The 25,486-nt window shown below is 42.8% G+C and carries 26 protein-coding genes; 5 read left to right on the top strand and 21 right to left on the bottom strand.

Features of this window, described 5'->3' with window-relative positions:
* Positions 1-4 precede the first annotated feature (4 nt).
* From AC0VYE_RS17445 to AC0VYE_RS17460, 4 genes are all read right to left on the bottom strand, one after another.
* Positions 5-232 (bottom strand): sulfurtransferase TusA family protein, encoded by a 228-nt coding sequence (locus AC0VYE_RS17445; protein WP_475442397.1) that lies wholly within the window; start codon positions 230-232, stop codon positions 5-7.
* Positions 233-247: 15 nt separating this feature from the next.
* Positions 248-1,372, bottom strand: coding sequence for an MBL fold metallo-hydrolase (locus AC0VYE_RS17450; protein ID WP_475449618.1), 1,125 nt, complete (start codon positions 1,370-1,372; stop codon positions 248-250).
* A gap of 61 nt (positions 1,373-1,433) precedes the next feature.
* Positions 1,434-2,012, bottom strand: a complete 579-nt coding sequence (locus AC0VYE_RS17455; RefSeq protein ID WP_475449620.1) for a sulfurtransferase TusA family protein — start codon at positions 2,010-2,012, stop codon at positions 1,434-1,436.
* Positions 2,013-2,205: 193 nt separating this feature from the next.
* The gene (locus tag AC0VYE_RS17460; protein ID WP_179089729.1) at positions 2,206-2,364 is read right to left on the bottom strand and encodes a hypothetical protein; all 159 of its coding nucleotides are present in this window, start codon (positions 2,362-2,364) and stop codon (positions 2,206-2,208) included.
* Positions 2,365-2,511: 147 nt separating this feature from the next.
* Here AC0VYE_RS17460 and AC0VYE_RS17465 point away from each other — a divergent pair, with 147 nt between their 5' ends.
* Entirely contained in the window at positions 2,512-2,691 is a 180-nt protein-coding gene (locus AC0VYE_RS17465; protein ID WP_475442398.1) for a hypothetical protein, read from the top strand.
* Positions 2,692-2,723: 32 nt separating this feature from the next.
* Here the strand turns inward: AC0VYE_RS17465 and AC0VYE_RS17470 are convergent, their stop codons facing one another.
* The 3 genes from AC0VYE_RS17470 to AC0VYE_RS17480 all read right to left on the bottom strand — a co-directional run bounded on the left by AC0VYE_RS17470 (position 2,724) and on the right by AC0VYE_RS17480 (position 5,255).
* Positions 2,724-3,365 carry a Bax inhibitor-1/YccA family protein gene (locus AC0VYE_RS17470; protein ID WP_441907642.1) on the bottom strand — a complete coding sequence of 214 codons (642 nt, stop codon included), beginning with the start codon at positions 3,363-3,365 and terminating at the stop codon, positions 2,724-2,726.
* Between the two features lie 72 nt (positions 3,366-3,437).
* The gene (locus tag AC0VYE_RS17475; RefSeq protein ID WP_475442399.1) at positions 3,438-4,250 is read right to left on the bottom strand and encodes a GNAT family N-acetyltransferase; all 813 of its coding nucleotides are present in this window, start codon (positions 4,248-4,250) and stop codon (positions 3,438-3,440) included.
* Positions 4,251-4,304: 54 nt separating this feature from the next.
* Positions 4,305-5,255, bottom strand: coding sequence for a helix-turn-helix transcriptional regulator (locus AC0VYE_RS17480; protein ID WP_076266131.1), 951 nt, complete (start codon positions 5,253-5,255; stop codon positions 4,305-4,307).
* Positions 5,256-5,413: 158 nt separating this feature from the next.
* Between AC0VYE_RS17480 and modA the strand changes: the two genes are divergently transcribed.
* Entirely contained in the window at positions 5,414-6,256 is an 843-nt protein-coding gene (gene modA / locus AC0VYE_RS17485) for a molybdate ABC transporter substrate-binding protein (protein WP_475442400.1), read from the top strand.
* An 86-nt stretch (positions 6,257-6,342) separates the two neighbouring features.
* On the opposite strand, the gene AC0VYE_RS17490 is transcribed toward modA, so the two are convergent.
* Positions 6,343-6,750, bottom strand: coding sequence for a tellurite resistance TerB family protein (locus AC0VYE_RS17490; protein ID WP_076265950.1), 408 nt, complete (start codon positions 6,748-6,750; stop codon positions 6,343-6,345).
* Between the two features lie 152 nt (positions 6,751-6,902).
* Between AC0VYE_RS17490 and AC0VYE_RS17495 the strand changes: the two genes are divergently transcribed.
* Together AC0VYE_RS17495 and AC0VYE_RS17500 are read left to right on the top strand one after the other, a co-directional pair.
* On the top strand, positions 6,903-7,805 hold the full coding sequence (locus AC0VYE_RS17495) for a YihY/virulence factor BrkB family protein (protein WP_475442401.1): 903 nt from the start codon (positions 6,903-6,905) through the stop codon (positions 7,803-7,805).
* 99 nt (positions 7,806-7,904) lie between these two features.
* Positions 7,905-8,729 carry an alpha/beta fold hydrolase gene (locus AC0VYE_RS17500; protein WP_475442402.1) on the top strand — a complete coding sequence of 275 codons (825 nt, stop codon included), beginning with the start codon at positions 7,905-7,907 and terminating at the stop codon, positions 8,727-8,729.
* Positions 8,730-8,853: 124 nt separating this feature from the next.
* On the opposite strand, the gene AC0VYE_RS17505 is transcribed toward AC0VYE_RS17500, so the two are convergent.
* From AC0VYE_RS17505 to rpiA, 10 genes are all read right to left on the bottom strand, one after another.
* Positions 8,854-9,363 carry a hypothetical protein gene (locus AC0VYE_RS17505; protein ID WP_441907637.1) on the bottom strand — a complete coding sequence of 170 codons (510 nt, stop codon included), beginning with the start codon at positions 9,361-9,363 and terminating at the stop codon, positions 8,854-8,856.
* A gap of 146 nt (positions 9,364-9,509) precedes the next feature.
* Positions 9,510-10,952: a bifunctional 2-methylcitrate dehydratase/aconitate hydratase gene (locus AC0VYE_RS17510; protein WP_475442403.1), complete on the bottom strand. Its 1,443-nt coding sequence runs from the start codon at positions 10,950-10,952 to the stop codon at positions 9,510-9,512.
* Between the two features lie 23 nt (positions 10,953-10,975).
* The gene (gene prpC / locus AC0VYE_RS17515; RefSeq protein ID WP_475442404.1) at positions 10,976-12,097 is read right to left on the bottom strand and encodes a bifunctional 2-methylcitrate synthase/citrate synthase; all 1,122 of its coding nucleotides are present in this window, start codon (positions 12,095-12,097) and stop codon (positions 10,976-10,978) included.
* Entirely contained in the window at positions 12,087-12,986 is a 900-nt protein-coding gene (gene prpB / locus AC0VYE_RS17520; RefSeq protein ID WP_475442405.1) for a methylisocitrate lyase, read from the bottom strand. The genes prpC and prpB overlap by 11 nt, the downstream gene beginning before the upstream one ends.
* 22 nt (positions 12,987-13,008) lie before the next feature.
* The gene (locus AC0VYE_RS17525) at positions 13,009-14,157 is read right to left on the bottom strand and encodes an acyl-CoA dehydrogenase family protein (RefSeq protein WP_475442406.1); all 1,149 of its coding nucleotides are present in this window, start codon (positions 14,155-14,157) and stop codon (positions 13,009-13,011) included.
* A gap of 24 nt (positions 14,158-14,181) precedes the next feature.
* Positions 14,182-15,045, bottom strand: coding sequence for a 3-hydroxybutyryl-CoA dehydrogenase (locus AC0VYE_RS17530; RefSeq protein WP_475442407.1), 864 nt, complete (start codon positions 15,043-15,045; stop codon positions 14,182-14,184).
* Between the two features lie 16 nt (positions 15,046-15,061).
* Positions 15,062-16,234 (bottom strand): acetyl-CoA C-acetyltransferase, encoded by a 1,173-nt coding sequence (locus AC0VYE_RS17535; protein WP_475442408.1) that lies wholly within the window; start codon positions 16,232-16,234, stop codon positions 15,062-15,064.
* 13 nt (positions 16,235-16,247) lie between these two features.
* Entirely contained in the window at positions 16,248-17,387 is a 1,140-nt protein-coding gene (locus AC0VYE_RS17540; protein ID WP_475442409.1) for an acyl-CoA dehydrogenase family protein, read from the bottom strand.
* Positions 17,388-17,590: 203 nt separating this feature from the next.
* Positions 17,591-19,162 carry an ABC-F family ATP-binding cassette domain-containing protein gene (locus AC0VYE_RS17545; protein ID WP_475442410.1) on the bottom strand — a complete coding sequence of 524 codons (1,572 nt, stop codon included), beginning with the start codon at positions 19,160-19,162 and terminating at the stop codon, positions 17,591-17,593.
* 82 nt (positions 19,163-19,244) lie between these two features.
* Complete coding sequence (gene rpiA, locus AC0VYE_RS17550) at positions 19,245-19,907, bottom strand: ribose-5-phosphate isomerase RpiA (protein ID WP_475442411.1); 663 nt, start codon at positions 19,905-19,907, stop codon at positions 19,245-19,247.
* Positions 19,908-20,105: 198 nt separating this feature from the next.
* Between rpiA and AC0VYE_RS17555 the strand changes: the two genes are divergently transcribed.
* Positions 20,106-20,396: a hypothetical protein gene (locus AC0VYE_RS17555; RefSeq protein ID WP_076265938.1), complete on the top strand. Its 291-nt coding sequence runs from the start codon at positions 20,106-20,108 to the stop codon at positions 20,394-20,396.
* Between the two features lie 123 nt (positions 20,397-20,519).
* On the opposite strand, the gene AC0VYE_RS17560 is transcribed toward AC0VYE_RS17555, so the two are convergent.
* The 3 genes from AC0VYE_RS17560 to AC0VYE_RS17570 are packed head-to-tail and all read right to left on the bottom strand — an operon-like array spanning position 20,520 to position 25,377.
* Positions 20,520-22,160, bottom strand: coding sequence for a GGDEF domain-containing response regulator (locus AC0VYE_RS17560; RefSeq protein ID WP_076265937.1), 1,641 nt, complete (start codon positions 22,158-22,160; stop codon positions 20,520-20,522).
* An 18-nt stretch (positions 22,161-22,178) separates the two neighbouring features.
* Complete coding sequence (locus tag AC0VYE_RS17565; protein WP_475442412.1) at positions 22,179-25,019, bottom strand: ATP-binding protein; 2,841 nt, start codon at positions 25,017-25,019, stop codon at positions 22,179-22,181.
* Positions 25,012-25,377 carry a response regulator transcription factor gene (locus AC0VYE_RS17570; RefSeq protein ID WP_475442413.1) on the bottom strand — a complete coding sequence of 122 codons (366 nt, stop codon included), beginning with the start codon at positions 25,375-25,377 and terminating at the stop codon, positions 25,012-25,014. The genes AC0VYE_RS17565 and AC0VYE_RS17570 overlap by 8 nt, the downstream gene beginning before the upstream one ends.
* Positions 25,378-25,486 lie beyond the last annotated feature (109 nt).

Raw genomic sequence — 25,486 nt, forward strand, 5'->3', positions numbered from 1 at the left:
TCAGTTAAATTTTTTTCACTAGAAATGTGAACACGCCGTTTTCTTCCGTATGCTGCACGAGTTCATGGTTTGTTTTTCTAATCCAAGCCGTAAAATCATTTAAAGAACCTTTATCGGTTGATAATACCTCTATAAATTGTCCAGGCTTCAATCCATCCAGCGCTTTTTTTGCTTTTACGATTGGCATCGGGCAAGCCAGCCCTTTGGTATCAACGATTAGATCAGCTTTCATTATTCATTTCCTCCTCTAATTATCATGAACGGCACAACGATTTGGACCGATTTCCATTTCGCGCTGCTCTTCTTCGTTAGGTGTGATTTTACCCATATTCGTTTGGCGTATTTCTTGGTAAGCGTTCGGATGCTGTGGCAGATTGTTGGTCACCATGCTGCGAAACGCAGCTTCATCCGATATTTGCAAGCCTGTATTGTTTTTATATACTTCGGATAAAACAGCGGCTACCCGCCCATCTTCTCCAAGCTCCGAGAACTTGCCGAAGTGTGCTGGAAGTACAATTAAATCCTGAGACAACTCCGGATAACGACTATATAATGTTCGACGAAGATCACCAACCCAATCTTCAGCGAGTCCAGCCAAATCTGGTCGTCCAATGGATTCAATAAATAAAATGTCACCAGTCAGCAAATACTGATCGTCTACTATAAACGATGTACTGCCGATCGTATGACCAGGTGAATAAATGGGTTGTATTTTTAAAGTAGTATTGCCTACCTCAATATCGTGACCGTTCTCAAGTTTTGCATATTCAAATGTGACTTCTGCTGCATCTTTTGGAGGAAGCCAGTACGCTGCAGATTGTTGTTCTGCAAGCTTACGGCCGCCCGAGATATGATCCGCATGAAGATGGGTATCTATCGTATGCATAATGCGATATCCATTGTCATTCGCAAATTGCTCCAACACATTCGTCATTCTAGGGGCATCTACGACAGCAGCTTCACCGTCTGAAACGATCATGTAGGACAAACAGCCTTTACCCATTCGTACAAACTGAAAAATAGTACCGCCTTGGCGCAAATCGCCAATTTTTACGGGCTCCAAATGCTCGCTCCACGACTTCATCCCGCCCTGCAAGTAATAAACATTAGACCTGCCTGCTGCCACGAGCAACTCTCCAACAAATATAGAAGAACCTTCTTTGGCGCATACAACGAGCACTCTTTTGTCTAATGGAATTTGTTCGATTATCTCCTCTACTCCCTCTAGCAGTTCAAAGTAAGGAATATTGAGAACCTCTATTCGACTTCCTTCGATTTTCCAATTCGCAAAGTCGCTTTCACTACGTACATCAAGGATGAAGAGGTCTTCTTTTTTGCTTAAAATAAGTTTTGCTAGCTGCCCGGCACTCATTTCATTTAACTGGTTTGATGAACTCACGGTGTATTCCTCCTCCTATGATGAATGAGTGGTATTACTGTACATCATTCTCTAGTGGTCCTTCCCATTCGGACATACCTGGCAAGACATTGTACACGAGTTTGAACCCTTTATCAGCTAATAGCTGGCAAGCGATATCGCTGCGGGTGCCAGTGCGGCACACGATATAAAGCTCCTGATCAGGATCGAGTTCACTCGTCCGCATGTCAAGCTCTCCTAACGGAATTGATTTGGCTCCTGGAATGTGGTTAAAAACATACTCTGCAGTCTCACGTACATCTAAAATCATCATGTTCTCATTTGAAATAAGCTTCTTCATCAGATCTCCGTTACTCGATGTCTTCAAATAGTTGATTTCTTCTTTTATTTCATTCGGATTGGACTTTCTAAGGTAATGCTTCAATACCTCGCCATCCATAAGCGTACCCAAGTATTGATGCCCCGCATTTCTGCTCCACCCTTGGATGTCTGCCAATGATCCTTTATCCGTAGCAACTACTTCAACGACTTGTCCAGAAAGAAGCTCATTCATTGCTTTTTTCGTCTTGATGATGGGCATAGGACAAGCCAAGCCTTTGCAATCTATTGTTTTGTCTGCTTGAATGTAATTCATCATTTCTTGAACCTCCTTTGCGTTTATTAATAAATCATTCGAAATACATACCCATTGGGGTATCGAAAAAGGTGAAAAAATAACACCGTACATATACCCCTATAGGTATAAGGTGTTGATAGAAATATACATGTTTTAAATGCAGATGTCAACGTGGCATCGCAATAAAAAAGACCGCCAATTCAGCGGTCTTTTAGTAATCTCTTTCTTTATCCCTTTTTCTTCTTTCCTGATCTCTCTTCAAAGCACGCCTCAATTCATCTTTGTTTAGATTTCTTTTTGGCAGCTTTCCGTTTATTTCAAATAATAAAATAACAATCATCGTTAGCAGTAAAACGATTATAAACTCCATCTCTTTCCTCCTAGGATAAAGCTATACTGGGCATCGCTCTGAACATTAAAAGGTGAAATAAACAATAAAAGATCTACTCTTTTTACCAACGGACTCAGATCGCATAATGAAAGCATAAGCAATGATTGGTAAGAGGAGGAATGGATCATGTTGTTTCATAACTATGTAGCAGAAAGTTTATGGAGGGATCAGCAGCAAGCTTTGGATAAGCGAATTCGTAGAGGGGATTTTATTGATCATGATATCAAAGCAGCTTCACCCGATAAATCAATGATTAAAAGATGGTTATTGACACGTAAAAAAAAAGGGGTTAATCCTCAAGTATGAAGATTAACCTTATTGGCAATTAGGACGAACGATTAATCATCCAGCAAGGATTTCACAAAACGTAGGGCGAACAAAATGATATTTACCAAATCAAGATAAATATTAACGATCATCAGTGGAATATCTTTGTCTTCAAAACCTTCCTTGGACATACGGCTAAAGTCATAAAGTGTATAACCGATGAAAATGAGTAATCCAAAGCCGGCATAAATGGTCTCCATCATCCCTCCGAAAGGGAAAATAAATTGCATAAGACCGATAACGATGAGCCCTATTAATGATGCGAACAAAAACCCGCCGAGAAAGCGAAAATCCTCTTTAGAGTATGTAGCGTAGATCGCAAGGCCTGCATAAACGAGTACAGCAACGGCAACGGTTTGAATGACGACCGATGTACCCATTGAGGCGATATAATAGCTTAAAGAAAACTGCAAGGTTGCACCAGATACAATCATAAACACATACATCAGTGAGTAGCCAATTGCTGTTGATTTACGCAAAAACATGATGGCAATGATTAATCCAATCTCGACAATAAACAGTGGAATACGTGCGGCGCTAGGAAGCATTGTTCCTATGTACATGCCGCCTACTGAAACAATTAAGGCAAAGAAAAAGGTTAGCATTAATTTTTGCATCGGTTTACCATAACCGCTTGACTGCGTATAGCTCATCTTATTTTTCTCCTGTCATCCATATTTATGGATCAATAATAGCATGAAAAGCATGAATACAAAATGTTCTTTTTATTTTTTCATAATGGATCTCGTCCATGCGATATGTAATCCGGCTCTTTCCATATTATGTTGGCTGCTAGATCCGAAGCTAGCCTGTGCTACGACGAGCTCACAGCCTGCAAGATGCGCTTCATGCAGACGCCTATTTAATAGTGCTGTTTGCAGACCTTGGTTTCTAAATGTAGGGGCAGTAGCCGCTAGAGCACACGATGCGATTCCATCCTCATTCATATGCATGACACCTACACCTGCAGGTATGTCATTTAAATACGCGAGATAGATTTTCCACCCTTTTCGATTCAGTAAACCAATATTGTTATTAACAAAGTGGTGTTTATCGGACAATGACATGCCTGATCCTAGGCAGTGGATTTCAGCATAATGATCGAACGCCTCCTCTGTAACGACTTCCGAAATCGTGATATGAGGATGCAAAACAGGTTTATCTTCACTTGGCAGTCCATAAAGAACAGAATGAAAGCCATTTTGTCGAAAACCGAGCTCTGCCAATTTCCCGAACAGAGCAGTAGTGCATTGTATAGGATCCAAATCGATCTGAAAGCTTCTGTCTCTTGCTTCATAAAACTTGATAATCTCCTCCAGCTTGTCGCTGTCCTCATCGCCCAAACCTTTTACTGAATTAAAAATGCCCCAAGGCATTGTTTTTATATAGTAAGCTGCAGCTTTGCCATAATGATTAATCTCGACTCCTTCAGGATTGCCTGGTCTCTCCCCTATGGAACTAATTCTTGATGTAAGATATTCCATTTCTGATTGCTGTATTCGTTTAATTAACGTTTCGTTCAAAATGGGAAGTTTCATCTCCATCCATCCTTGCGCATTATAATGGGATTCATCTGAAGTGTGAAATCTGCTTTAACATTCATAAAGAATATTTCCTGTCTGTGATAGGTCATAGCCGGAAATAGCTGCAAGCTCCTGTTGAAATGAAGCGGATTTCAGAATTTCGATAATCAAGTTAATGAGATCGCTATTCCCCGAATTTTTCATAATGACAAGATCATAACGTTCACTAACTAAAGGAATAAAGTCCACTCCAGTTACGATCGCTGCTGCTTTTTCTATCCCAACGCCAACATCTGCCTCGCCACCCGCCACTTTGGCTGCAACGCCTAGATGATTTGTCAGTTCGTCCTCATAGCCGAGAAGCTCGCGTGCCGAAATTTGATGTAATCGAAGCTGTTCATCTAACAATACACGAGCCCCGGAACCTTTTTCTCGATTAATAATACGTAAGTCTGGTTGAGCAAGATCGCTCCATCCTTCTAGGTTTTGTGGATTCCCCTTTTGGACAAATAGCCCAGCTTTCCTAGATAGCAGATTAATAACAACATATGAGGAGCCGACAAGCAGCTTGCGTATGTACGGAATATTATATTCGCCCGTGTCGCCGTCTAACAGATGGGTGCTTACGACATCGGATTGCCCATTGTACATGGAGATCAAACTGTCTAGACTGCCGGCATTAGACCGCAGTGGGCGCAGTGTGTGTGTATATTTCTCAATATGCCTTCCGAGTATGTCCAGGCTGATGTCTTGTCCTGTGATGACAATGGAGCGAGCCCCATGGCTCTGGCGTGCTGTGCTTGCAGCATCTGGTTGAACAATTAAAGCGTCACGCAAGCTTTGCTGGTTCCCCTTTGAGCGCTGCTTATAGGCTTCTAAATCTGAAGCGTCCACTCTCATTTGTTTGCCTACTCGGTATGAGGCCAAATCACCTTTTTTAATGAGATCATAAACGGTTAATTTGGATATTTTGAGCAGCTTAGAGATTTCCTCTGTCGTATAGGAAATATTTTCAGATATGTTGATCACCTCTTAAGGATTGTTTGCAGTAATCATTATTGTAGCATAAACAACGGAAATACTGTGGTGATTCGCTTTACAAATCTATTTCCTTAACCTTATAATCGGAAAATGGATTATATCTATTTATATCTAAACATAACGAAAGAGGGTATTAAATGATTAATTTACTTAAAAAAAGCTATGTTTTATTGTATTTGGTTATGATTATGGTTGTTGTAACGGCGTGTGGTTCGAATCAAGCAAATCAACCAAGCTCCACCAATCAAGCAGAAGCAACAGCAATTAGCACGGAAGCCCCTGCTGAAAATGTTGATTTAACGATTTCGGCAGCTGCAAGTTTAACGGATGCGTTAAAGGAAATTGAAACACAATTCAAAGTAATTCACCCTAATGTGAAACTGAATTTTAACTTTGGCGCTTCAGGCGCTCTTCAGAAGCAGATTGAAAGTGGTGCTCCTGCAGATCTGTTCCTCTCTGCTGCTTCCAAAAACATGAAGTCTCTCGTAGATGCGAAGCTGATAGCTGAGGACAGCCAAACAAACCTTCTATCCAATGGTCTCGTGCTCGTCACTTCAAAAACGTCAAAAACGCAGCTTGCAACGGTTAATGATCTGTTGAACGCAGATGTTAAAACGATTGCAATTGGCATTCCAGAGAGCGTACCTGCTGGAAGTTATACGAAAGAAGCCTTGGAACAAGCGAAGCTATGGGATAGTTTGCAAACGAAGGTTGTTCAAGCGAAGGATGTCCGTCAGGTTCTCCAATATGTTGAAACAGGCAACGCTGATGCGGGTTTTGTTTATAAGACTGACGCCTTAACATCAGATAAAGTCGATATTGTCCTTACTGTTGATCCTGCAACATACACGCCGATCACCTATCCGATTGGTATCGTAACAGCAACAAAGCACCTTCCAGAATCAAAGCAATTTTATGATTATCTTCAAACGGCAGAGGCAATGGCTGTATTTGAAAAATTCGGTTTTTCGAAGCCATAATGCAGTTTTAAAAAAGAATTACTTAAAAAAACCTCTATTCTTCCACTGGGAAGAACGGAGGTTTTTTACTTATGTCTGCTATTTTATTAGGGGTTTAAAATAAGCTTAAGTCCTTCAATTTTGAGCTGATCCATACGAATAACCCAATTTTTAATGGATTCGCAAGTTTCTTCGTCTAGATTAAGCAGCTCTTTCATATCCTTTGTTAATTCTTTTTCATCGTCATTGTAGTCGCCGTCAGCGAATATGAGAAGCAGAATTTCTGCGAAAAAGATTTTTTTTACATGATCATCATTAATATTTCCTAGTATATCTGCTAACTGCTTTTCGGATGAAAAGCTTATTACGGTTTGCTGCATATCCATCTCTTGCATATACGATTGAAGAAATCCTTGTTCTTTCTTGTGAATGAACCCATCAGCATTTGCTGCAAGATGTGCTAATTCGAGAAATGCTTCTTTTTGCTCCTTGGTTTGTAGAAAATGTAAAAACATAAGGTCCACTCCCTTCATTCGAAAATATTTACTCATACTCTTATTCGACATGATTTGACTATTTCCTACTTGCTGCTTATCTTTTCTATTTCAATAAATGTTTTGTACCCTTCTATTTTGTTTAGTTTTATATCAAAAGGATGGTGGTCTTGATGAGTAAAAAATTCAACACGATGCAATTTATAAAATGCTTATACAGCCGTTTTCGTGAGGATGATGTACCTGCGCTTGGCGCACAGCTGACGTATTATTTGATCTTATCGTTTTTCCCCTTTCTTATATTTATGGTCAGCTTGCTTAGCTTTATCGAAATGTCTGGCGATAGCGTGATCGCAGAGTTTATTCGCCTTCTACCTGCAGAAGCAAGTGATACAATTAGCGGAATTCTTGCTGAAGTTGTAGATAACAGCAGCGGAACACTGCTGTCATTCGGTATGATTGCAACCATTTGGTCTGCTTCAAACGGTATTAATGCGATTTTGAAAGGATTGAACAAAGCGTACGATGTTGAGGAAAAGCGGCCGTTTTGGAAGGTACGAGGTATTTCGCTGCTATCAACCATTTTTTTAGTGGTCGTTATTGTTTTGGTCATGGTTATGCTTATTTTCGGTAAAGCTATTGGCGAATACTTATTTAAGTGGCTTGATTATCCGAATGGATTCGAATGGATCTGGAATGTATTGAAGTATGTAATACCAATTTCCGCAATGACAGCCGCCTTTTCCTTGCTTTATTGGATTGTTCCTAACAGAAGGCTGAGCTTAAAAGAAGCTGTGCCAGGTGCTTTATTTGCAACGTTTGGTTGGATTGCGACTTCGCTTGTTTTTCAGTTTTATATGAACAATTTTGGGAACTATTCGAAAACATACGGCAGTCTTGGCGGAGTAATCATCCTGTTGATTTGGCTCTACATTAGCTCTATCCTCATCATGCTTGGCGGTGAAATCAATGCTACGCTTGCTTCAGCAAAAAGCAAAATTCCACCCAATAACTCGGCTAGACATCGTTTTCGCATTCCGCTTAATCAGAATAAGGATATTAAAACGATAACATAAGTGGGAAATTTGCAGCCTTGTACAGATACTGGGCGATTATTAACCTTAAATGGATTATAGGCATATGCTGAACAATCTGATTTTGAGGAGTAATGCTGCATGTATCAAATTGAACAAAACACGATTAACTACGCATATCCATACTCGGATGTTTTCGCAACCAGTGTAAGATTGATGCAGAGCGAACAGCCGCTCACTTTTGTTCTCGTTCATGGCTCCTGGGCGGATGCGAGCTTTTGGAATGGCATCGGTTATGAATTAACCAGTATGGGCCATACCGTGTTCGCGCCTGAATATCCCGGGCATGGTGCAGATCCTAATAAAAACGTCACTCATGAAATGATAAGTCATTCTGTTGCTGCTTCTATTGCGTCAAGAAATCTTCAGCAAATCATACTTGTGGGTCACAGCTTCGGAGGCTCCGTTATCCAAAAGGTTGCAGAGCTGATTCCAGAGCGTATTAGGAGGCTCGTGTTTTTGGATGCTTTTGTATTAAACGACGGTGAAATGGTCGCCGATGAGTTTCCAGCCCCTGTAAAAGCTAGTTTCCAGCAGCTTAGGGAAAGCTCAAAGGATGATACGATCATGCTGCCATTTTCGCTGTTTCGTGAAACATTTGTTAATTTGGCAAGCCTCGGCTTAGCGGAGAAAATGTACAGTACGGTAAGTCCAGAACCAGCAAAACCTTTTTATGAAAAACTCGATCTTAAAGTATTTTATAGTTTGAATATGCCGAAAAGTTATATTTTCTTAACGGAAGATAATGTTCTTCCACAGTACAACAGCGAATATGGATGGCATCCGCATATGTCCAACCGACTGGGCTTGTTCCGATATATCCAAGGTCATGGCGATCATATGTCAACTGCAAAGACGCATCCTCAGATGCTTGCTCATCGTATCTATGAAGCTGGAAGAGATTAACCGGATAAATCAGAATGAAGAAATGTTATTCCAAAAGCATCAAGTGAAACATAACAAGCGCGTGCCGATTAAATATCGGCACGCGCTTGTTGTGTTGCTTTCTCTCATAAATGTAAAAGGTTATTTAAGGAACGAATTGCTGGACGATGCGTACGATTTCCCCGTTCTTGATCGTCATATGATAAGGAAAGCTCTTCATATCGAAGTCGTCTTCCGTATTGATGAGTTCAATAAACTTTTTAACTGAAATCGGTTCATTCCAAACAATATCTGCATCATTAATATTGCCCGTTCGATTATAGATTTGCATAAGCACCTCAGCGTTATCGGCTATTGGTAAGTCACGCAATGTTTCATCATCATTCTCAATGTAATAACCATCTGGCGGGGCATCGAGCCCAGAATCCTTTTCACGCTCAAGGAAAATTTTTGTCGCTGCATCACCCTCGTACCAATCGATTTGGTCGATAGATAATGTGTAATGATTATTTTCCCCTTTTGTCATTGCAACGTAGCCAGTTATCATATCCGGTGTTTGTTCTACCGGTGTATATTCACGGCCTCCCGCCGGCGCAAAGCTAAAGGCCGTGAGACAAGCTATCGCAACAGTTGCGATCAATACATATTTTTTCATAGCGCAGACGCTCCTTCTATATGGTATATATTCTTATTCGGCTTACTTATACAATATAACGAAATGGGGGTGCAGAAAGTTACAGAAAAGCTACAAAAAAATATAGATTTTAAAAAGAAAAACCTGCGCTGTACGCAGGCATTCAACTAAATAACAAATAGTTCCATAAACTGCTGTACGGGCGTGTTCTCTAATACGTTTTGGTCTTGGCAAAGCTCTAATATCGTTTGTGTTTGCTTGGATGGGAACCTGCTCTTCAAACTGGCATCAAACTTCGCAAGCAGAAGCGGTATGGCTTCCTGGCGTCTGCGCCGATGGCCGATTGGGTACGTAATTTCGATCTTCTCAGAAGATGTTCCGTCTTGGAAAAACACTTGTATGGCATTGGCAATCGAGCGTTTATTTGCATCCAAATAATCATGTGAGTAAGTGATATCTTCAGTCGTAATCATTTTCTTGCGAAGCTCATCGATACGACTGTCACACGCATAATCATCCTCATAATGATCGGCAGTTAAATGTCCATGAATCAGGCTAATCGCGACCATATATTGAATGCAATGGTCACGATCCGCAGGATTATGGAGCGGTCCTGTTTTGTCGATGATTCGCAGTGCGGATTTATGTGTAGTAATGATTATTTTATTAATTTCATGCCATCTGTCCTTCACACTCGGATGCAGCAAAATAGCAGCCTCTACCGCTGTTTGGCCATGGAATTCAGCCGGGAAAGATATTTTAAACAATACGTTTTCCATAACATAAGCTTCAAAATCCCGTTTAATGGAAAAGGAATTCCCTTTAAACAGCACATCATAAAATCCCCATTCCGGCGTAGTTAGCGCAGCGGGATAACCCATCTCTCCTTTTAGTGCCATCAATGAAAGCCTAAGTGCGCGAGCTGTGGCATCGCCGGCTGCCCATGACTTTCTCGAACCTGTATTTGGCGAATGACGATAAGTACGAAGCGGATGACCATCAATCCACGCATTGGATAAAGCATCAATAATTTCATCTGTCGTCCCGCCTAGCAGCGCAGTCACTACAGCAGTTGAGGCAATCTTCACGAGAATAACATGATCGAGCCCTACGCGGTTAAAGCTGTTTTCAAGTGCAAGAATGCCTTGAATTTCATGAGCCTTGATCATAGCCGTAAGCACATCTCTCATGACAAACGGCGGTTTGCCCTCGGCTATGTTTTTCCTGCTTTCATAGTCCGCAGCAGCTATTATGGCTCCAAGATTATCTGAAGGATGTCCCCACTCCGCTGCAAGCCAAGTATCATTATAATCGAGCCAGCGGTTCATACATCCAATGTTAAATGCAGCAGTGATCGGATCAAGCTGAAATGAAGTTCCAGGAACACGAGCTCCATTCGGAACAAGAGTTCCCGGTACGGCCGGGCCTAGCAGCTTCGTGCACTCGGGATACCTAAGCGCTAACAACCCGCAGCCAAGCGTATCGATGAGACAATAGCGAGCGGTATTATAAGCTTCTTCGCTAGCTATCGTATAATTTGCAGCATATTGTGCAATAGCAACCAACACTTGATCCGGCTTTGGCCTCTCATTACTCTTTAAAGTGGACATTATTTTCGCATCCTCCCCCTCATTTAGGATCGTTGCTCGATAGGCAGCCAAGGCAGCAAATCACTGCCGATATAATCGGCATTTGGACGAATGATTCGATTGTTTGCACGTTGTTCAATGATATGGGAAGCCCAGCCGCTGGTACGAGAAATAACGAAGATCGGTGTAAAAAGTGAGGTTGGAATGCCCATAAATCGATAGGCTGACGCGCTGTAAAAATCCAAATTAGCAAATAGTTTTTTCTCTTGCAGCATTATTATCTCTATAGACTCGGAAATTGGATAAATGATTGAATTCTCAGCCCCTGCTGAGAGTCTTTTTGACCAGTATTTAATAATATCGGATCGTGGGTCAGAAACAGAATAAACACGATGTCCAAAGCCCATAATTAATTTTTTGTCCTTCAACATTTGTCTAATCCCGATCTCGGCTTCGCTCACGCTGCCGAATTGTTCAATCAGCTCCATCGCGGCTTCGTTGGCACCGCCGTGAAGAGGGCCGCGGAGTGTGCCGATGCCAGTCGTAATGGCGGAATATATATCTGATAAAGTAGATGCAGTAACACGTGCTGCAAATGTAGAAGCGTTGAATTCATGCTCCGCATACAATACAAGAGATACGTCAAAAGCTTTCTCATGAAGCTCGTTAGGACGTTGATCATGAAGCAGCTGCAGAAAATGTCCAGCAACACTTTGTTGATCTGTCTCTGTATCAATCCTTCTCCCACTCTTCTGATAATGATACCAATACAATAAAATAGAGGCGCTGCAGGCTATTAATCTATCAGCGATGTGGTAAGCGTCACGCTCCTCATTTTCTGGTTCGAACGCAGCTAACGCCGAAACACCCGTTCGAAGCACATCCATTGGGTGTGTGCTGCTTGGCAGCTGCTCCAATATGTTTAATACACCTGCTGGCAGTTGTCTAAGGGAGGCAAGCTTCTCCCGGTAATCTTTTAACTGGACATCGTTTGGCAGTGCTCCATATAACAGTAAAAAAGCAGTTTCTTCAAAGCTGCCATGAAGGGCGAGATCATCAATTGAATAACCTCGATAGGTTAAGCCCTTTCCTGCTTTCCCGACTGTCGAAATCGAGGTCTGTCCCGCTATAACGTCGGCGAGACCGCCTTGTTTTTTAGTTGTCATGACGGTTCTCCTCCTCTTTGACTCCATAAAGCTGATCCAGCTTCTCTTCATAGCTCAAATAATCGAGGAAATCATAAAGCTCCGCTCTAGTCTGCATCTCATTTATGACATTTTTCTGTGTTCCTTCCTGTTTTATCGATTCATAGACATGAAGAGCTGCTGCTGACATTGCGCGAAAGGCGGACAATGGATAAAGAGCTAAGCTGACGCCTGCATCCTCAAGCTCTTTTATCGTAAACAGCGGAGTTTGCCCGAACTCTGTAATGTTTGCGAGTATAGGAACCTTCACCGCATCAGCAAAGGCTTGATAATCCTCAAGTCTTGTAATCGCCTCAGGGAAAATCATATCTGCTCCGGCCTCCACACATGCGCATGCCCGTTCAATCGCTGCTTCTAAACCTTCTACCGCAATCGCATCCGTGCGAGCCATAATGACAAACTGATTATCTTCTCTTGCGTCTGCAGCTGCTTTAATCCGATCAACCATTTCCTCCTTGCTTACGATCGCTTTGTTTGGACGATGTCCGCAGCGTTTAGCTATGATTTGATCTTCAATATGAACGCCGGCGGCTCCCGCGCGGTTCATTTGCTTAATCGTTCGCGCAATTTGGAAAGCTCCTCCAAAGCCCGTATCAACATCTACGAGCAGCGGCAGCTCTGTAACACTCATTATTCTTCTTACATCCTCAAGACAATCCTGCAGCGTTGTAATCCCAAGATCAGGCAGACCAAACGACGCATTAGCAACACCTGCACCAGATAAATACAAAGCTCGAAACCCTGTTCTTTCCGCCATCATTGCCGAATAGGCATTTATAGCGCCTGCGATCTGCAAAGGCTTCTCGACTTGAAGCGCCTCGCGAAATCGCGTTCCGGGAGTACGACCCATCTCGCCACCGCCTTTTTAAAAATCATAATGATTTGAGTATTTTGCCGCTAATTACGATTCGGTGAATTTCGTTCGTTCCCTCGTAAATTTGAGTGGCTTTCGCATCTCGGAACAGTCGTTCTATCGTTGATCCTTGCAGGCAGCTGTCTGATCCGAGCATTTGCATAGCCTGGCTAGTCACTGCAACTGCTGTATCAGATGCGAACATTTTGGCCATGGATGCTTCCTTCGTACAAGGCAAACCTTCTTGATGCAAATACGCCGCGCGATAAACGAGCAATCTCGCTGCCTCTACTTTAGCAGTTATGCCAGCGAGTTTAACTTGCTGAGGCATTGCCTTCTGACCAGGCTTTAACAACTTAGCAGCCTTCGGTTGGAAGTGCTCATTCAGAATATTTAGCGAAGCTTGCGCAATTCCGAGCGCTTGGGCGCTGATTCCGATACGTCCGCCATCAAGGGAGCCTTTGGCTATGGTAAATCCTTTGCCTTCTTCGCCAAGTCTCTGGGAAACGGGTATCTTTAATTGATCAAATATAAGCTCACAAGTATTCGATCCGTGCAAACCTAATTTTTTTTCTTTTCTTCCGATCGTTAGCCCTTTTGTTTCACTTTCAATAATAAAAGCGGTAATGCCGTATGCTCCTTTGCTTGCATCAGTCACTGCAAATGCAACATAAACATTGGCTGCGCCGGCATTCGTGATAAATACCTTTGATCCGTTCAGAACATAATATTCTCCGTCTAATACTGCTGTTGTTCGAATAGAGGATGCGTCCGAACCTGCGTGAGGCTCTGTCAAAGCGAACGCGCCTAAGCGCTCACCCGAAGCAAGCTTGGGAACATAACTTGCTATTTGAGCTTGCGTACCATAATGCAGGATCGGCAAAGTGCAAACCGAAGTATGAACAGATAAGATGACGCCAAGCGCTGCACTTATCTTTGATAATTCGTTAACCGCAGCAATATAGGAAATAAAATCGCAGCCAGCTCCTCCCCATTGCTTAGGAATTGGAATGCCCATTAAGCCAGCTTGTGATAGTTTTTCAATGAGGAGGCTGGGAAATTGATCGGATTGCTCCATGATCGGCACAGCGCTGGCTACTTCTGACTCTGCAAAATGTCGTACCGCATTTTGCAGCTCTAACTGTTCCTTTGAAAGTCGGAGTTCCATCGCCCGTCTCCCCTTCGGATATACCTATCCCTTCTCATTCGAGTACACATAAAAGCCGCGTCCTGCTTTCTTGCCTAGCCAGCCAGCCTGCACATATTTGCGTAGCAGCGGGCAAGGTCTATACTTTGAATCGCCGAATCCAGCTTGCAGCGTCTCCATGATGGCTAAGCAAGTATCGAGTCCAATAAAGTCGGCAAGCGTAAGCGGACCCATAGGATGGTTCATGCCTAGCCTCATCACTTGGTCTACAGCTTCAGGCTCAGCGACCCCCTCATACACCGTGTAAATCGCTTCATTTATCATAGGCATCAGAATTCGATTGGAGACAAAGCCGGGGAAATCTTGAACCTCAATCGGCGTTTTTTTGATTGTGTGCGTCAATGCTTTTATTTTTTCAAATGTATCGCTCGAAGTCTCAAGCCCTTTAATAATTTCGACTAATGGCATCATAGGTACGGGGTTCATGAAATGCATGCCGATTACACGCGGTGCTCTTTTTGTTGCTGAAGCTATTTCTGTAATCGATAACGAGGACGTATTGGTAGCCAAAATGGCATTTGGTTGACAAATTTGATCAAGCTTTTCAAAAAGCGCTTTTTTCATCGCCATATTCTCTGGCGCCGCTTCAATTATTAGATCAGAGCGATTGGCGCACATTAAGTCTGTCGAAAGTGCGATGGAATTTATAATTTGAGATTGCTCATCTTTGCTTATTGCTCCTTTGGCGGCAAGTCGAGTCAGCGAAGATTTAATTATGGCAATCCCCCTTGCCACGGCAGCTTGCTCAATATCGTAAAGTGTTACCTGCAACCCATTTTGAGCTAACGTCTGTGCAATTCCGCTGCCCATTTGCCCAGCTCCAATTACGGTAACGGTTTGGATAATCATGAGCACCCCCTTTGCCTTAGCCCTCCACCTGAATGAGCATGGCATCACCTTGGGCTCCGCCGCTGCAGATAGCAGCAATGCCTAAACCGCCGCCGCGGCGCTTCAATTCATAAATTAAAGTGAGTAAAATTCTTGCGCCGCTTGCACCGATTGGATGGCCAAGCGCGATCGCACCGCCATTCACATTGACCTTCTCTTCATCCCAGCCTACTATTTTCCCGCAGCTTAGGATGACGGAGGCAAACGCCTCGTTCACCTCAAATAAATCAATGTTTTTTAAAGGAATGCCCGTTTTTCGCAATAGCTTTTGGATTGCAAGCGCTGGAGCAGCAGCTAAATTAGGAGCACTCGCACCAATGGCGCTATGTCCGATAATTTTGGCGAGCGGCTTGTGTCCACCTCGTAGCGCTTCTTCCTCCGACATGAGGAGCATAGCGGCGGCGCCGTCATTCACACTCGGAGCATTCCCAGCTGTAATCGTACCGCTCGGACCATGAATCGGTTTTAGCAGCGCAAGCTTCGACAAATCCGTATTAAAACGTGGTCCTTCGTCGATAGCCAAAATAGCGTTTGCAGAAGTGTAGTAAGGCTCAACTTCATCCTCAAATAATCGCAGATTAGCAGCAGAGCTTGCTCGGTCATGACTTCTTAATGCCCATTCATCTTGTTCCATTCGGCTAATATGATGATCTGTTGCAATTTTGTTGCCATAAACAGCCATCAGTACATCTTCGAAAGGACAAAGCAGACCATCATGAATTAATAAATCCGTCAGTTCGGCATTTCCCAGTTTGTTTCCCCATCTAGCCGTTCGAACAGCAAATGGCGCCTGACTCATGCTCTCCATTCCGCCAGCTATTATTATGTTTGCATCTCCAGCACGTATGACCTGATCTGCCATAGAGATGGCTCGCAAGCCCGAAGCACAAACTTTGTTAATCGTTTCCGCTGGAACGCTCCAATCGATTCCGGCAAGAATGGCAGCTTGTCGAGCTGGATTTTGACCGCAGCCCGCTTGAAGCACCATTCCCATCATGACGGCATCAGCTTGACTTGCGTGTATGCCTGCTTGCTGCATGGCTCCTTTAATGACGGCAGCGCCCAGCTCAACGGCTTTCTCATTTTTAAACATGCCGCCGAGCTTTCCGAATGCTGTTCGTTTCCCTCCTATAATAACGGTCTGGTGCATGGTGATATACCTCCTACTCCTTCAGCATCCGATGGATGCAATCCACTTCCATCCCGCCCATTCCAAGCCCCGTTTCCACACATTTTGCATCCCTTAAAAATCGTTCCATCCGATATTCTTGCATATAGCCATAACCGCCAAATATTTGTACAGCCTCAATCGCAACGGCAACAGCCATTTCTGCCGCGAACTTACGTGCGATGGCGGCTTCCTTTGCAAAGCTTAAGCCTCCATCCTTGCGCCACGCCGCTTGATAAGCGAGAAGCCTGGCTGCTTCCAGCTGAGTTGCCATATCTGCAAGCTTGAAAGAGATGCCTTGCTGCTTTCCAATTAATTGACCGAATTGCTTGCGCTCCTTGGCATAGGCAGCTGCAGCCTCAAAAGCTCCTTGGGCAATGCCAATGGATTGCGCAGCTGCGCTCAAATGCCCGATATCGATGGAATTCAAAATGATTTCAAACCCTTGACCATCTTTTCCGATTTTGTTTGTGTCCGATAACTCACATTTATCCAGCTTTACATTTGAAATGTGGAAAGAACGCAAGCCCATCGTTCGTACTCGCTGCCCAATTTGCCATCCAGCTGTACTCGTTTCTATTAAGAAAGCAGTACATAACGATTTTTTTCGTTTTAACTCCGTCTTTGCAATAACAATGCAATAATCCGCAATATCTCCATGAATGACAAATGTATGCTCGCCGCTTAACTCCCAATGATCTCCTCGTCGACGTGCTGAAATGCGGCTGCTCAATCCCTCGTTCCCCACTACAGTAGATGGTAGAGCGCATCCACCCAGCTTTACACCTTTTGCGAGGTCCTTAAGATACAAAGCTTTTAAAGCGTCGCCGCCAAAAGTGAAAATCGGCATAGCAGCATAAACCGTATGGGCGGCAAGCTGAGCAGCTGTAGAAGCGCAGACACGAGCCAGTTCTTCTATTACAATAATGAAAGTCATCCAATCGCTGCCGGCACCGCCATTTAAGTCATCAATAGGTATGCCTGTTAAGCCCAGCTTAGCCAGCTGGTCAAATAACGATCGATCAAACTGCTCCTTCTCATCACGTTCGACTGCTCTAGTTGCAACCTCGCTTTCTGCAAATTCCCTTAACACTGCGCGAGTCATTTCCAGCTCATCGGATATAGAAAATTGCATCTCACTCCACTCCTTCTTATACGAGGCATGGTTAGTGGACAATGTTCGACGGTATCCGCACGTATCGTAGTATATGAAGACAGACAGCTGAAAAATGACTTCGATCTCCCGCCATATATGCAGCTTATCTTTAACATTTGAGCTCGGATAAACAAAAAAAAGCCAACCCCATTAGGTTGGCTTATACTATGTTTTGCTGTGAGCTATACACTTTGTTGAGTAATTACTCCACCCGGTTCGAAGGTCAGCAGCTTTGTAGCTATTTTATCAATGAAGAAACGATCATGGCTAACGGTGAGTACAGCTCCAGGGAAATGAATTAACGCCTGCTCCATCACCTGTATGCTGGTCAAATCCAGATGATTGGTAGGCTCATCCAATATGATTAGTTCGGCGCCGGACAGCAAACATTTTGCGAGTGCCACACGTGCCTGTTGACCGCCGGATAAGCTTCCGATCACTTTTTGAAGGTCAGCTTCCGAGAACTGCAGCATAGAAAGAAATTTATTCACTTTCTTGCGAGGGGCGTTAAGTCCAAGGCCATAGATATTCACTGCATGGCTTACCGTATCCTTCTGATCGAGCTCGTCCCACATGCGATTGAAATAGGCGTAGCTTACGCCTTTGCTAAACTGCACGGAACCTGAATCAGCCGGCTCTTGTCCTGTTAGCACTTTAATTAAAGTGGATTTTCCGCTACCATTTGAACCGATAATAGCAATCCGGTCTTCCTTCTGGATGTCAAAGCTGACATCTTGAAAGATAACACGCTCAGCATAGTTTTTGCTTATTGCATCGACAGTGCATAAGTTGTCTGGAAAACGCAAATTTTCATAAATATCAGTAATCAGAACGTTTACAGGATGCGGCTCTACTCTTTTTTTCATATCAGCCAGCTTCCGCGACAGACGATCTTTGGAAGATTTCCTGCTCGAACGGTTGTCGATTTCCTCGGCTTCCATAAGCAGAAGCTCCTCTTCCCATTCGAACTGCCGATCAAGTTCTTTCTTGCGAAGCTTCTTCTTCCGAATATAATCGGTATAATTGCCTTCGTATTCTTGAAAATGATAATTTTCAATCTCAATCGTACGAGTTACTACCCGGTCAATAAACTGCCGATCATGAGATACCAAAATCATTGTGCCGCTAAAGCGATTTAACCATTGCTCCAGCCAAGCAAGACCATCGAGGTCTAGAAAGTTCGTCGGCTCATCAAGAAGTACGACGTCTGGCAGCTCAATTAACATTTTGGCTAGTGCGGCGCGGTTGCGCCAGCCGCCTGACAATTGATCGATTGGTTGTTGACGTGATTGCTCATCAAATCCAAGCTTAGTGAGTACGGTATCGATCTCTACAGCAGCATTCCAGCCATTATGATGCTCCATCTGCTCGAAGAGATCTGCTTGACGATTCAGCAACTGATCCATTTCATCAGCATCAACGGTAATACCAAGCTTTTCTCCGATTTCCTGAAGCTCGCGTTCGATGCTCCAAATATGCGCATAACAAAGCTCCAGCTCTTGTTTGACGGAACGATTGCCGCTCAATTCTGAGAACTGTGAGAAGTAGCTCACCTTGACCTTCGGATCAACCTCTACCTTTCCTGCCGTTGGCTCTTCTCTGCCTAAAATAAGTTTAAATACGGTCGATTTTCCTGCGCCGTTACGGCCGATAAGACCGATTCGTTCCCCTTTGCTGATACGAAAATAAATATCTCGAAAAATAAGTGTATCTTCATACTTTTTCGTTACGTTCTCCAACCGAATGACGCTCATGTCGTTCACCTCTGTATATGGTTGTAAACCACTTTCGGGTGATGTGTCAAGCTAAGTGCAGCATACATCTATTAGACATCATTTACAGCAGCTTCACTGTACCATTGGCATAACCTACGATGACCTTAGTTGCCATGCCGATAAACAATCCGTTATCGACGACACCAGGTATGAGATTCAATGTACGTTCCAGCTGTTCTGCTTGTGAAATGGTACCAAACTGACAATCTACAATATAGTTGCCATTATCCGTTACAAATATTTGATTGTCTTTCGTTCTAACTGTCGTCTCAGCTCCAAGATTACGCAGTTTTCTTATTGTCATTTCGTAACCAAACGGAACGATTTCTACCGGGAGCGGGAAACGTCCCAATTGCGCGACATGCTTGCTTTCATCTACGATGATAATTAGCTGCTTACTGGCGGCAGCTACGATTTTCTCTCGGAGCAGCGCGCCTCCTCCGCCTTTGATTAAGTTCCATTCGTTATTTACTTCATCAGCGCCGTCAATTGTCACATCAATTTGTTCAATCTCTGCGAATGAAAGCATCGTAATGCCAAGCTCTATCGCAAGCTCTTCAGAAGCTCTCGACGTGGCGATTGCTTTAATTGATAGGCCTTCCTTTACTTTTTGGCCGATTTTTTGAATCGCCCAATATGCGGTTGATCCTGTTCCTAATCCCACGACCATTCCGTCCTTAAGAAACTCGACAGCTTTTTCGGCAGCTAATTTTTTTGAGTCCATTTATACAGCTCCTTCACTTAATCAATCGTATTTTGTAAAAAAATATTGTACTCACTATATTAATGGAGAGTCATCTCAAATGAACGCTATTTATGTCGTTAATTATTAAATTTCACATGCACCAACCGACAAACATCACATCACGAATCTGATAGACTAGCAATTAGGTTGTCCCACCACAGAATAGGAGCGCTGATTATGCACACAATTTCGAATGAACATTTTACGAATGAAACGATTGCTTTTGACGGGTTTAGCTTTATCGGGTGTACCTTTTCGAACTGCGTCATCATTATCACTACGCTGGACTTTAATTTTGAACGATGCTCTTTTTATGATTCTTCCCTGCACGTCAACCCGAAACTTCCCATATTTGCGATCTCTCACAAGCTTTCACAGTCTACTTATGATTCAGACACGAACTGTTATCAGAACGATTATAAGTATCCCCAAACCGTTGTAGAATTGCCGGAAGCCGTCCATCGCTGATTCGGTTTAATTTTTCTAAACATACTATTCCCTAATAGGGAATGCAAGTCTGTAATCATAGGATGCCCTATAAAAAAAATCGCACTTCTTATCGAAGTGCGATTTTTTGTGCTATTCCTTAATCTAGTTAACGATTCGACTAGCCAATCGTTCGATTCTCAGCACAAGCTCCTGCATATGAAATGGCTTAACGACGTAATCATCTGCACCAATTTGAAGTGCATTGACGATATCAGAGGTATTATTGCGGGCCGTCAGCATGACGATCAACAGCTGTTGTTCAGGATAATTGAGGCGCAGCTCCTTTAATACCTCTAATCCGTCCAAATCAGGCATAGAGCCATCGAGCAGTATAATAAACTTTTCACTCTCTTTGTACCAGTTGGAGGACAAGAACGTTCTACCGTCTGCATAACCTTCTGCTTTTACCTTCGTATGATTCGTAGGTTTCCAGTTAAAAAACCGATTGATGATAATTTCTCGGATTAATGGATCATCATCAACGACAATGATGTTTAATATCGATTCGTTTTTGGAATGGTTTAACGCCTTGGAATAAACAACCGTTTGGTTTCTTCCTCCGCGTTTCCCACTGTATAAAGCTTGATCCGCTTCATCTACCAGTGTAGCAGAATGGCTATTAAGTTCCGTTATTTCCGTAATTCCTGATGAAAATGTGACTTGGAAGTTAGAATCACTCGTTTGAAATTTAATAGCATTAAATTTAATGCGTAGACGCTCCATAAGATAAGCCGCTTGAACTGCATCCGTATTCGGTAAAATGAGAGCAAATTCTTCTCCGCCATATCGGCATAAAATGTCTCTTGGCCTGATCGCATGTTGTGTAGTTGCCACAAAGGCTTGAAGCACCTCATCCCCTTGAAGATGACCATAGGTATCATTTACAAGTTTGAAGTAATCCAAATCAATCATAACGAGCGAGAAAATATCGTTTGAGCGCTTAAAGCTGTCGATATGCTGCCGCATCATTTGATTGAAATGCTTGCGATTGTAAGCGCCTGTTAACTCATCAATAATGATCGAGCGTTCCCAGTCCATCTTCATCGCAAATCGATTGTCGATGAGAGCCTTAAGCAGCTCAACATCAAACGGCTTGGCAAGAAAGTCCATCGCACCGGATCGATAGGCGTTAACTTGATTTTCGACGGATACATTCCCGCTGACCATAATAATCGGAATATGCTGCTGCTTCGCCTTATCAACGATTTGATTAAGAACATACATGCCGCTTCGATCGGGCAACACGATATCAAGAAGGATGAGATTAGGCTTCCATTCGTAGAACAGTTTTAAACCGCGCTCCGCATTCAGAGCAATGCTTACGGGATAATCATTTTTCTCTAAAACTTCTTTGACATAGGTTACAAATTCAACATCATCATCAATGACAAGTACACGATTGTGATGCTTTGAATGATCATCAAGGGAATCGGCCTGATCTTCATTTGCATTGTCGAGTCCGTCTAGCAGCTGCAGTACTTGAGGAAACATGGCCGTTAGTGGCAGCAAATGCTCTGACCACTCCTCGCGTATGTACGTTTTTTTGCTTTTTTCAGAAAACAATTGCTCTTTGAATTCCGAAAACTTTTCAACCTCATGCAATCCAATCGTACCGCTTGTTCCTTTAAGATTATGGAAAAATCGATGAATATCTTGTTCCTCAACTGCTGTTTGATTGGACCAATCATCGATCGTCTGTGTAATTCGCTGTTGAATCAGTTGTTTATATTTTTCCGTCTTCATATAAAGGGGCTCCCCCAATTATCGCAGCAAACGAGAGATTGCTGCACTTAGTCTGCCGGGTAAATAGGGTTTCACAAGGAACTCATTAATTCCCCATTGTGCAGCTTTTTCTTTTTCTTCAAAGGCGCTCGAAATGATGATTGGCGTATTTAGCAATACATCAGATTTCTTGATTTTGCTAATAATATCCCAGCCGGTAATTCCTGATTCCAGCATCAGATCGATGACCACGATATCAGGTTTGAGCTGTTCAATTGCTTTAATAGCCAACCCACCTTCTGTGAACAGGTGAACATGATATCCACTAGACCTCAATTCATCACGGAGTAAAGTGGACAAATTAAGGTCATTTTCAATCAGCATCACTTGAATGGACGTCTCAGAAGAAGCATTTTCCTTCAACTCATCGTTTTGTATTCGTTCTTGCTGCTTAGCCAGTGGAAGCGTCACGATAAAGGTACTTCCATGTCCGAACTCGGAAAAAACTTCTATTTTACCGTCATGTCTTGTAACAATCTCTTTTACGATTGCCAAGCCTAAGCCAGTCCCGCCAATTTCTCTTCGATCTGAATTATCGACACGATAAAACTTGTTGAAGAGATTAGGCAGTGCATCCTTTGGGATGCCAAGTCCCTGATCTTCTAAACGAATGACGATCATATCTTTGTTAATGCTGCTAAACAAAGTGATTTGTCCGCCATTTGGCGAGTATTTAATTGCGTTGCTCAATAAATTAATGAATACCTGAATGATTTTATCTTTATCTGCAATTACGATAGCTTCTTGTGCATCATTTTGCCACGTTATTTGATGGATGCTAGCCGACATTTGCTGCATTTCGATTGCTTCTTTAATTAATGGCGTTAATGATATACTTTTCATTTCATACGTTTGTTTGCCTGATTCCATTCGTTGCAAATCTAAAAAGTCATTAATTAATGTCGTTAATCTTCTCGCTTCTTGATAAATCGTCGATACATATTTCCGCTGGCGCTCCGGCTTCAGTTCCCGGTGAAGCAGCAGCTCTGCGAATCCAAGAACACTTGCAAGCGGCGTCCGCAGCTCATGACTAACTGTACTTACAAACTCAGATTTCATCCGGTCAACTTCGTACTCCTTCGTGATGTCACGGTGAACGAGCAATAACCCGAATTGTTGACCATTGCGGTACAAGGGCTCGCAATAAATTTGAATGAATTTTCTATCTGGTTCTGCAATTTCATAGTTCATGCTGCGCAAGCCATTATAATGTCCATTTGAGATAAGCCCAGTCATAAATTGAATTAACGGTTCAGATTCAACAACAGAGGATTGGACAAAACCTTTGAATTGCTCAAAAGGCATATTGATTGTCCCTTTTTCATGATTAAAAAACCCGAATATCTCAGCCATTTTGTGATTGATTTGAAGCGTGCAGCCATCTAGATCCAGCAATTGTATGCCTTCTTGAATGGTGTTCAGTATATCTCCAGTCATCAATCGCTGCTTCTCCGACAGCTCGTACAAATGCAGTTTATCGAAGGCTAATGATACTTGTGTCATCATGCCAACGATCTCTTCTTCCTCTTGCTTCGTAATCGTACGATTGACCTTCGTAATAACTAGGCAGGCAACCATTTCTTCTGATGCATTCAAAATGGGCAAGATTAAATCGGTAGCTTTCATAGCAGAATCGTGATATCCCTGTTCGCCAAGTGAACATTCACGAATCATACTGTATGCTTGTTTGGTCTGTGAGGCACGTAATACGATGCCATCCTCCATTTGCTCAATAAACTGTTTGGCTGAAGCATTGGAAATCCCTACGGATGCGCAATCATGCTCTCTATTCATCATCACAATTAAGCCTTTATCGGAATCAGTGATAGCGACAATATTAGAAATGATGCTTTGCAGCAGCTCTTGTTTGTCGAGGGTATTAGAGAGGGATTGTACAAGCTGGTTGCGCTTCTCCAAATATTTCTCATTTTGCTCCATTACGCCTACGGCAACCTGCAGCTCTTCTTGCTGCGCCTGCAGCTCATCCTGCTGCGCAATAAGCTCTTCGTTTTGAGCGAGAAGCTCCTCTTCTTTACTTTGGATTTGCGTCATCATATTCTTAAAGGTTCGTGCCAGCTCTCCAAGCTCATCTTCTCTTGTGAGATCCTCCGGCTCCGAATATTCACCATTCGCGAACTCACGTGCATGGTTCGTCAGTCTCATAAGCGGCACGCCAATATCTCTAGCCACTTTTCTCGTAATAAATGAAGATATTATTAAGATAAGAATGATGTAGGTTATTAATAAAACGGCTTGAAGCGTCAAGCTGCGAAATAATTCATCGTTTTTTTGCTCAGCAAGTAGCTGTACTTGCTTCTCAAAATCTCGTGAATAGCTAATTAAATTATTTACAGGGTTATCCTCACCTGCGGATACGAGGACACGAAGCGCTTCATAATTTTGAGCTTTCGAAAATTCAATCGCTTTAGGCAAAATGTTTTCAAAGTAATCGACGAAAAAGGACTCAATATTGTTCATCACTTCTTGTTCCGTTGCATTAATCGGATAGGTTTTGATTTTTGCTAGAGATTGATCCAGCAGCTTCTTCTCAGAAAAAATCTGCTTATATTCGAAATCTGTCAAATAGACATAGTAGCCGCGGGCTCTCAAAATAATATCATTGGAATGATCGGCAATTTGCGCGACAAGCTCTTGCTTCTCTCTCATTTGAACGGTTTCGGATTCATAATTTTTTAATATAATAACCGAGCTTGACAGCACGGCAACAGCCCCGATAAGAATAAGCGATAAAGCGAGCACCATCATCGCTACGAACTGTCGTGTAATTCTTTTCTTATAGAAGAGACGCAGCTTACCCACGTAACATCTCCTCTACCTTATCGATTAGCTCAAGCGGACTGAAGGGCTTAGACATAAAGCCATCGGCGCCAGCGAGCAGCACTTTCTCTTGTTCGGCTTGCTGGCTCTTCGCTGACAGCATAAGAATGCATGAATGCTTGCGATCCTCCAGCAGCCTTGTTTTCTCAATAACTTCAATACCTGTCATCTTAGGCATCATGTAGTCTAGAATAATTAAATCAAAGTTAGTGTCCACAATTTTTTGTAACGCTTCTTCCCCATCAGCCGCTTCTTCAAGCGCATAACCTTCATCTTCGAGCGTATCCGTAATAAGCATGCGCAGAACCGGCTCATCTTCTGCAATTAATAAAGTTTTCATTTTCTTAATCCTCCACTGCCATTTGTTCTAGTGTTCATTCGACATCTATCGTCAAAAATACATCCATTAACATTTCGACGTTCGACAAAAAATCCCTTTTAAAGGTTTG

The organism is Pristimantibacillus sp. Z349TD_6 (genome assembly GCF_056173205.1).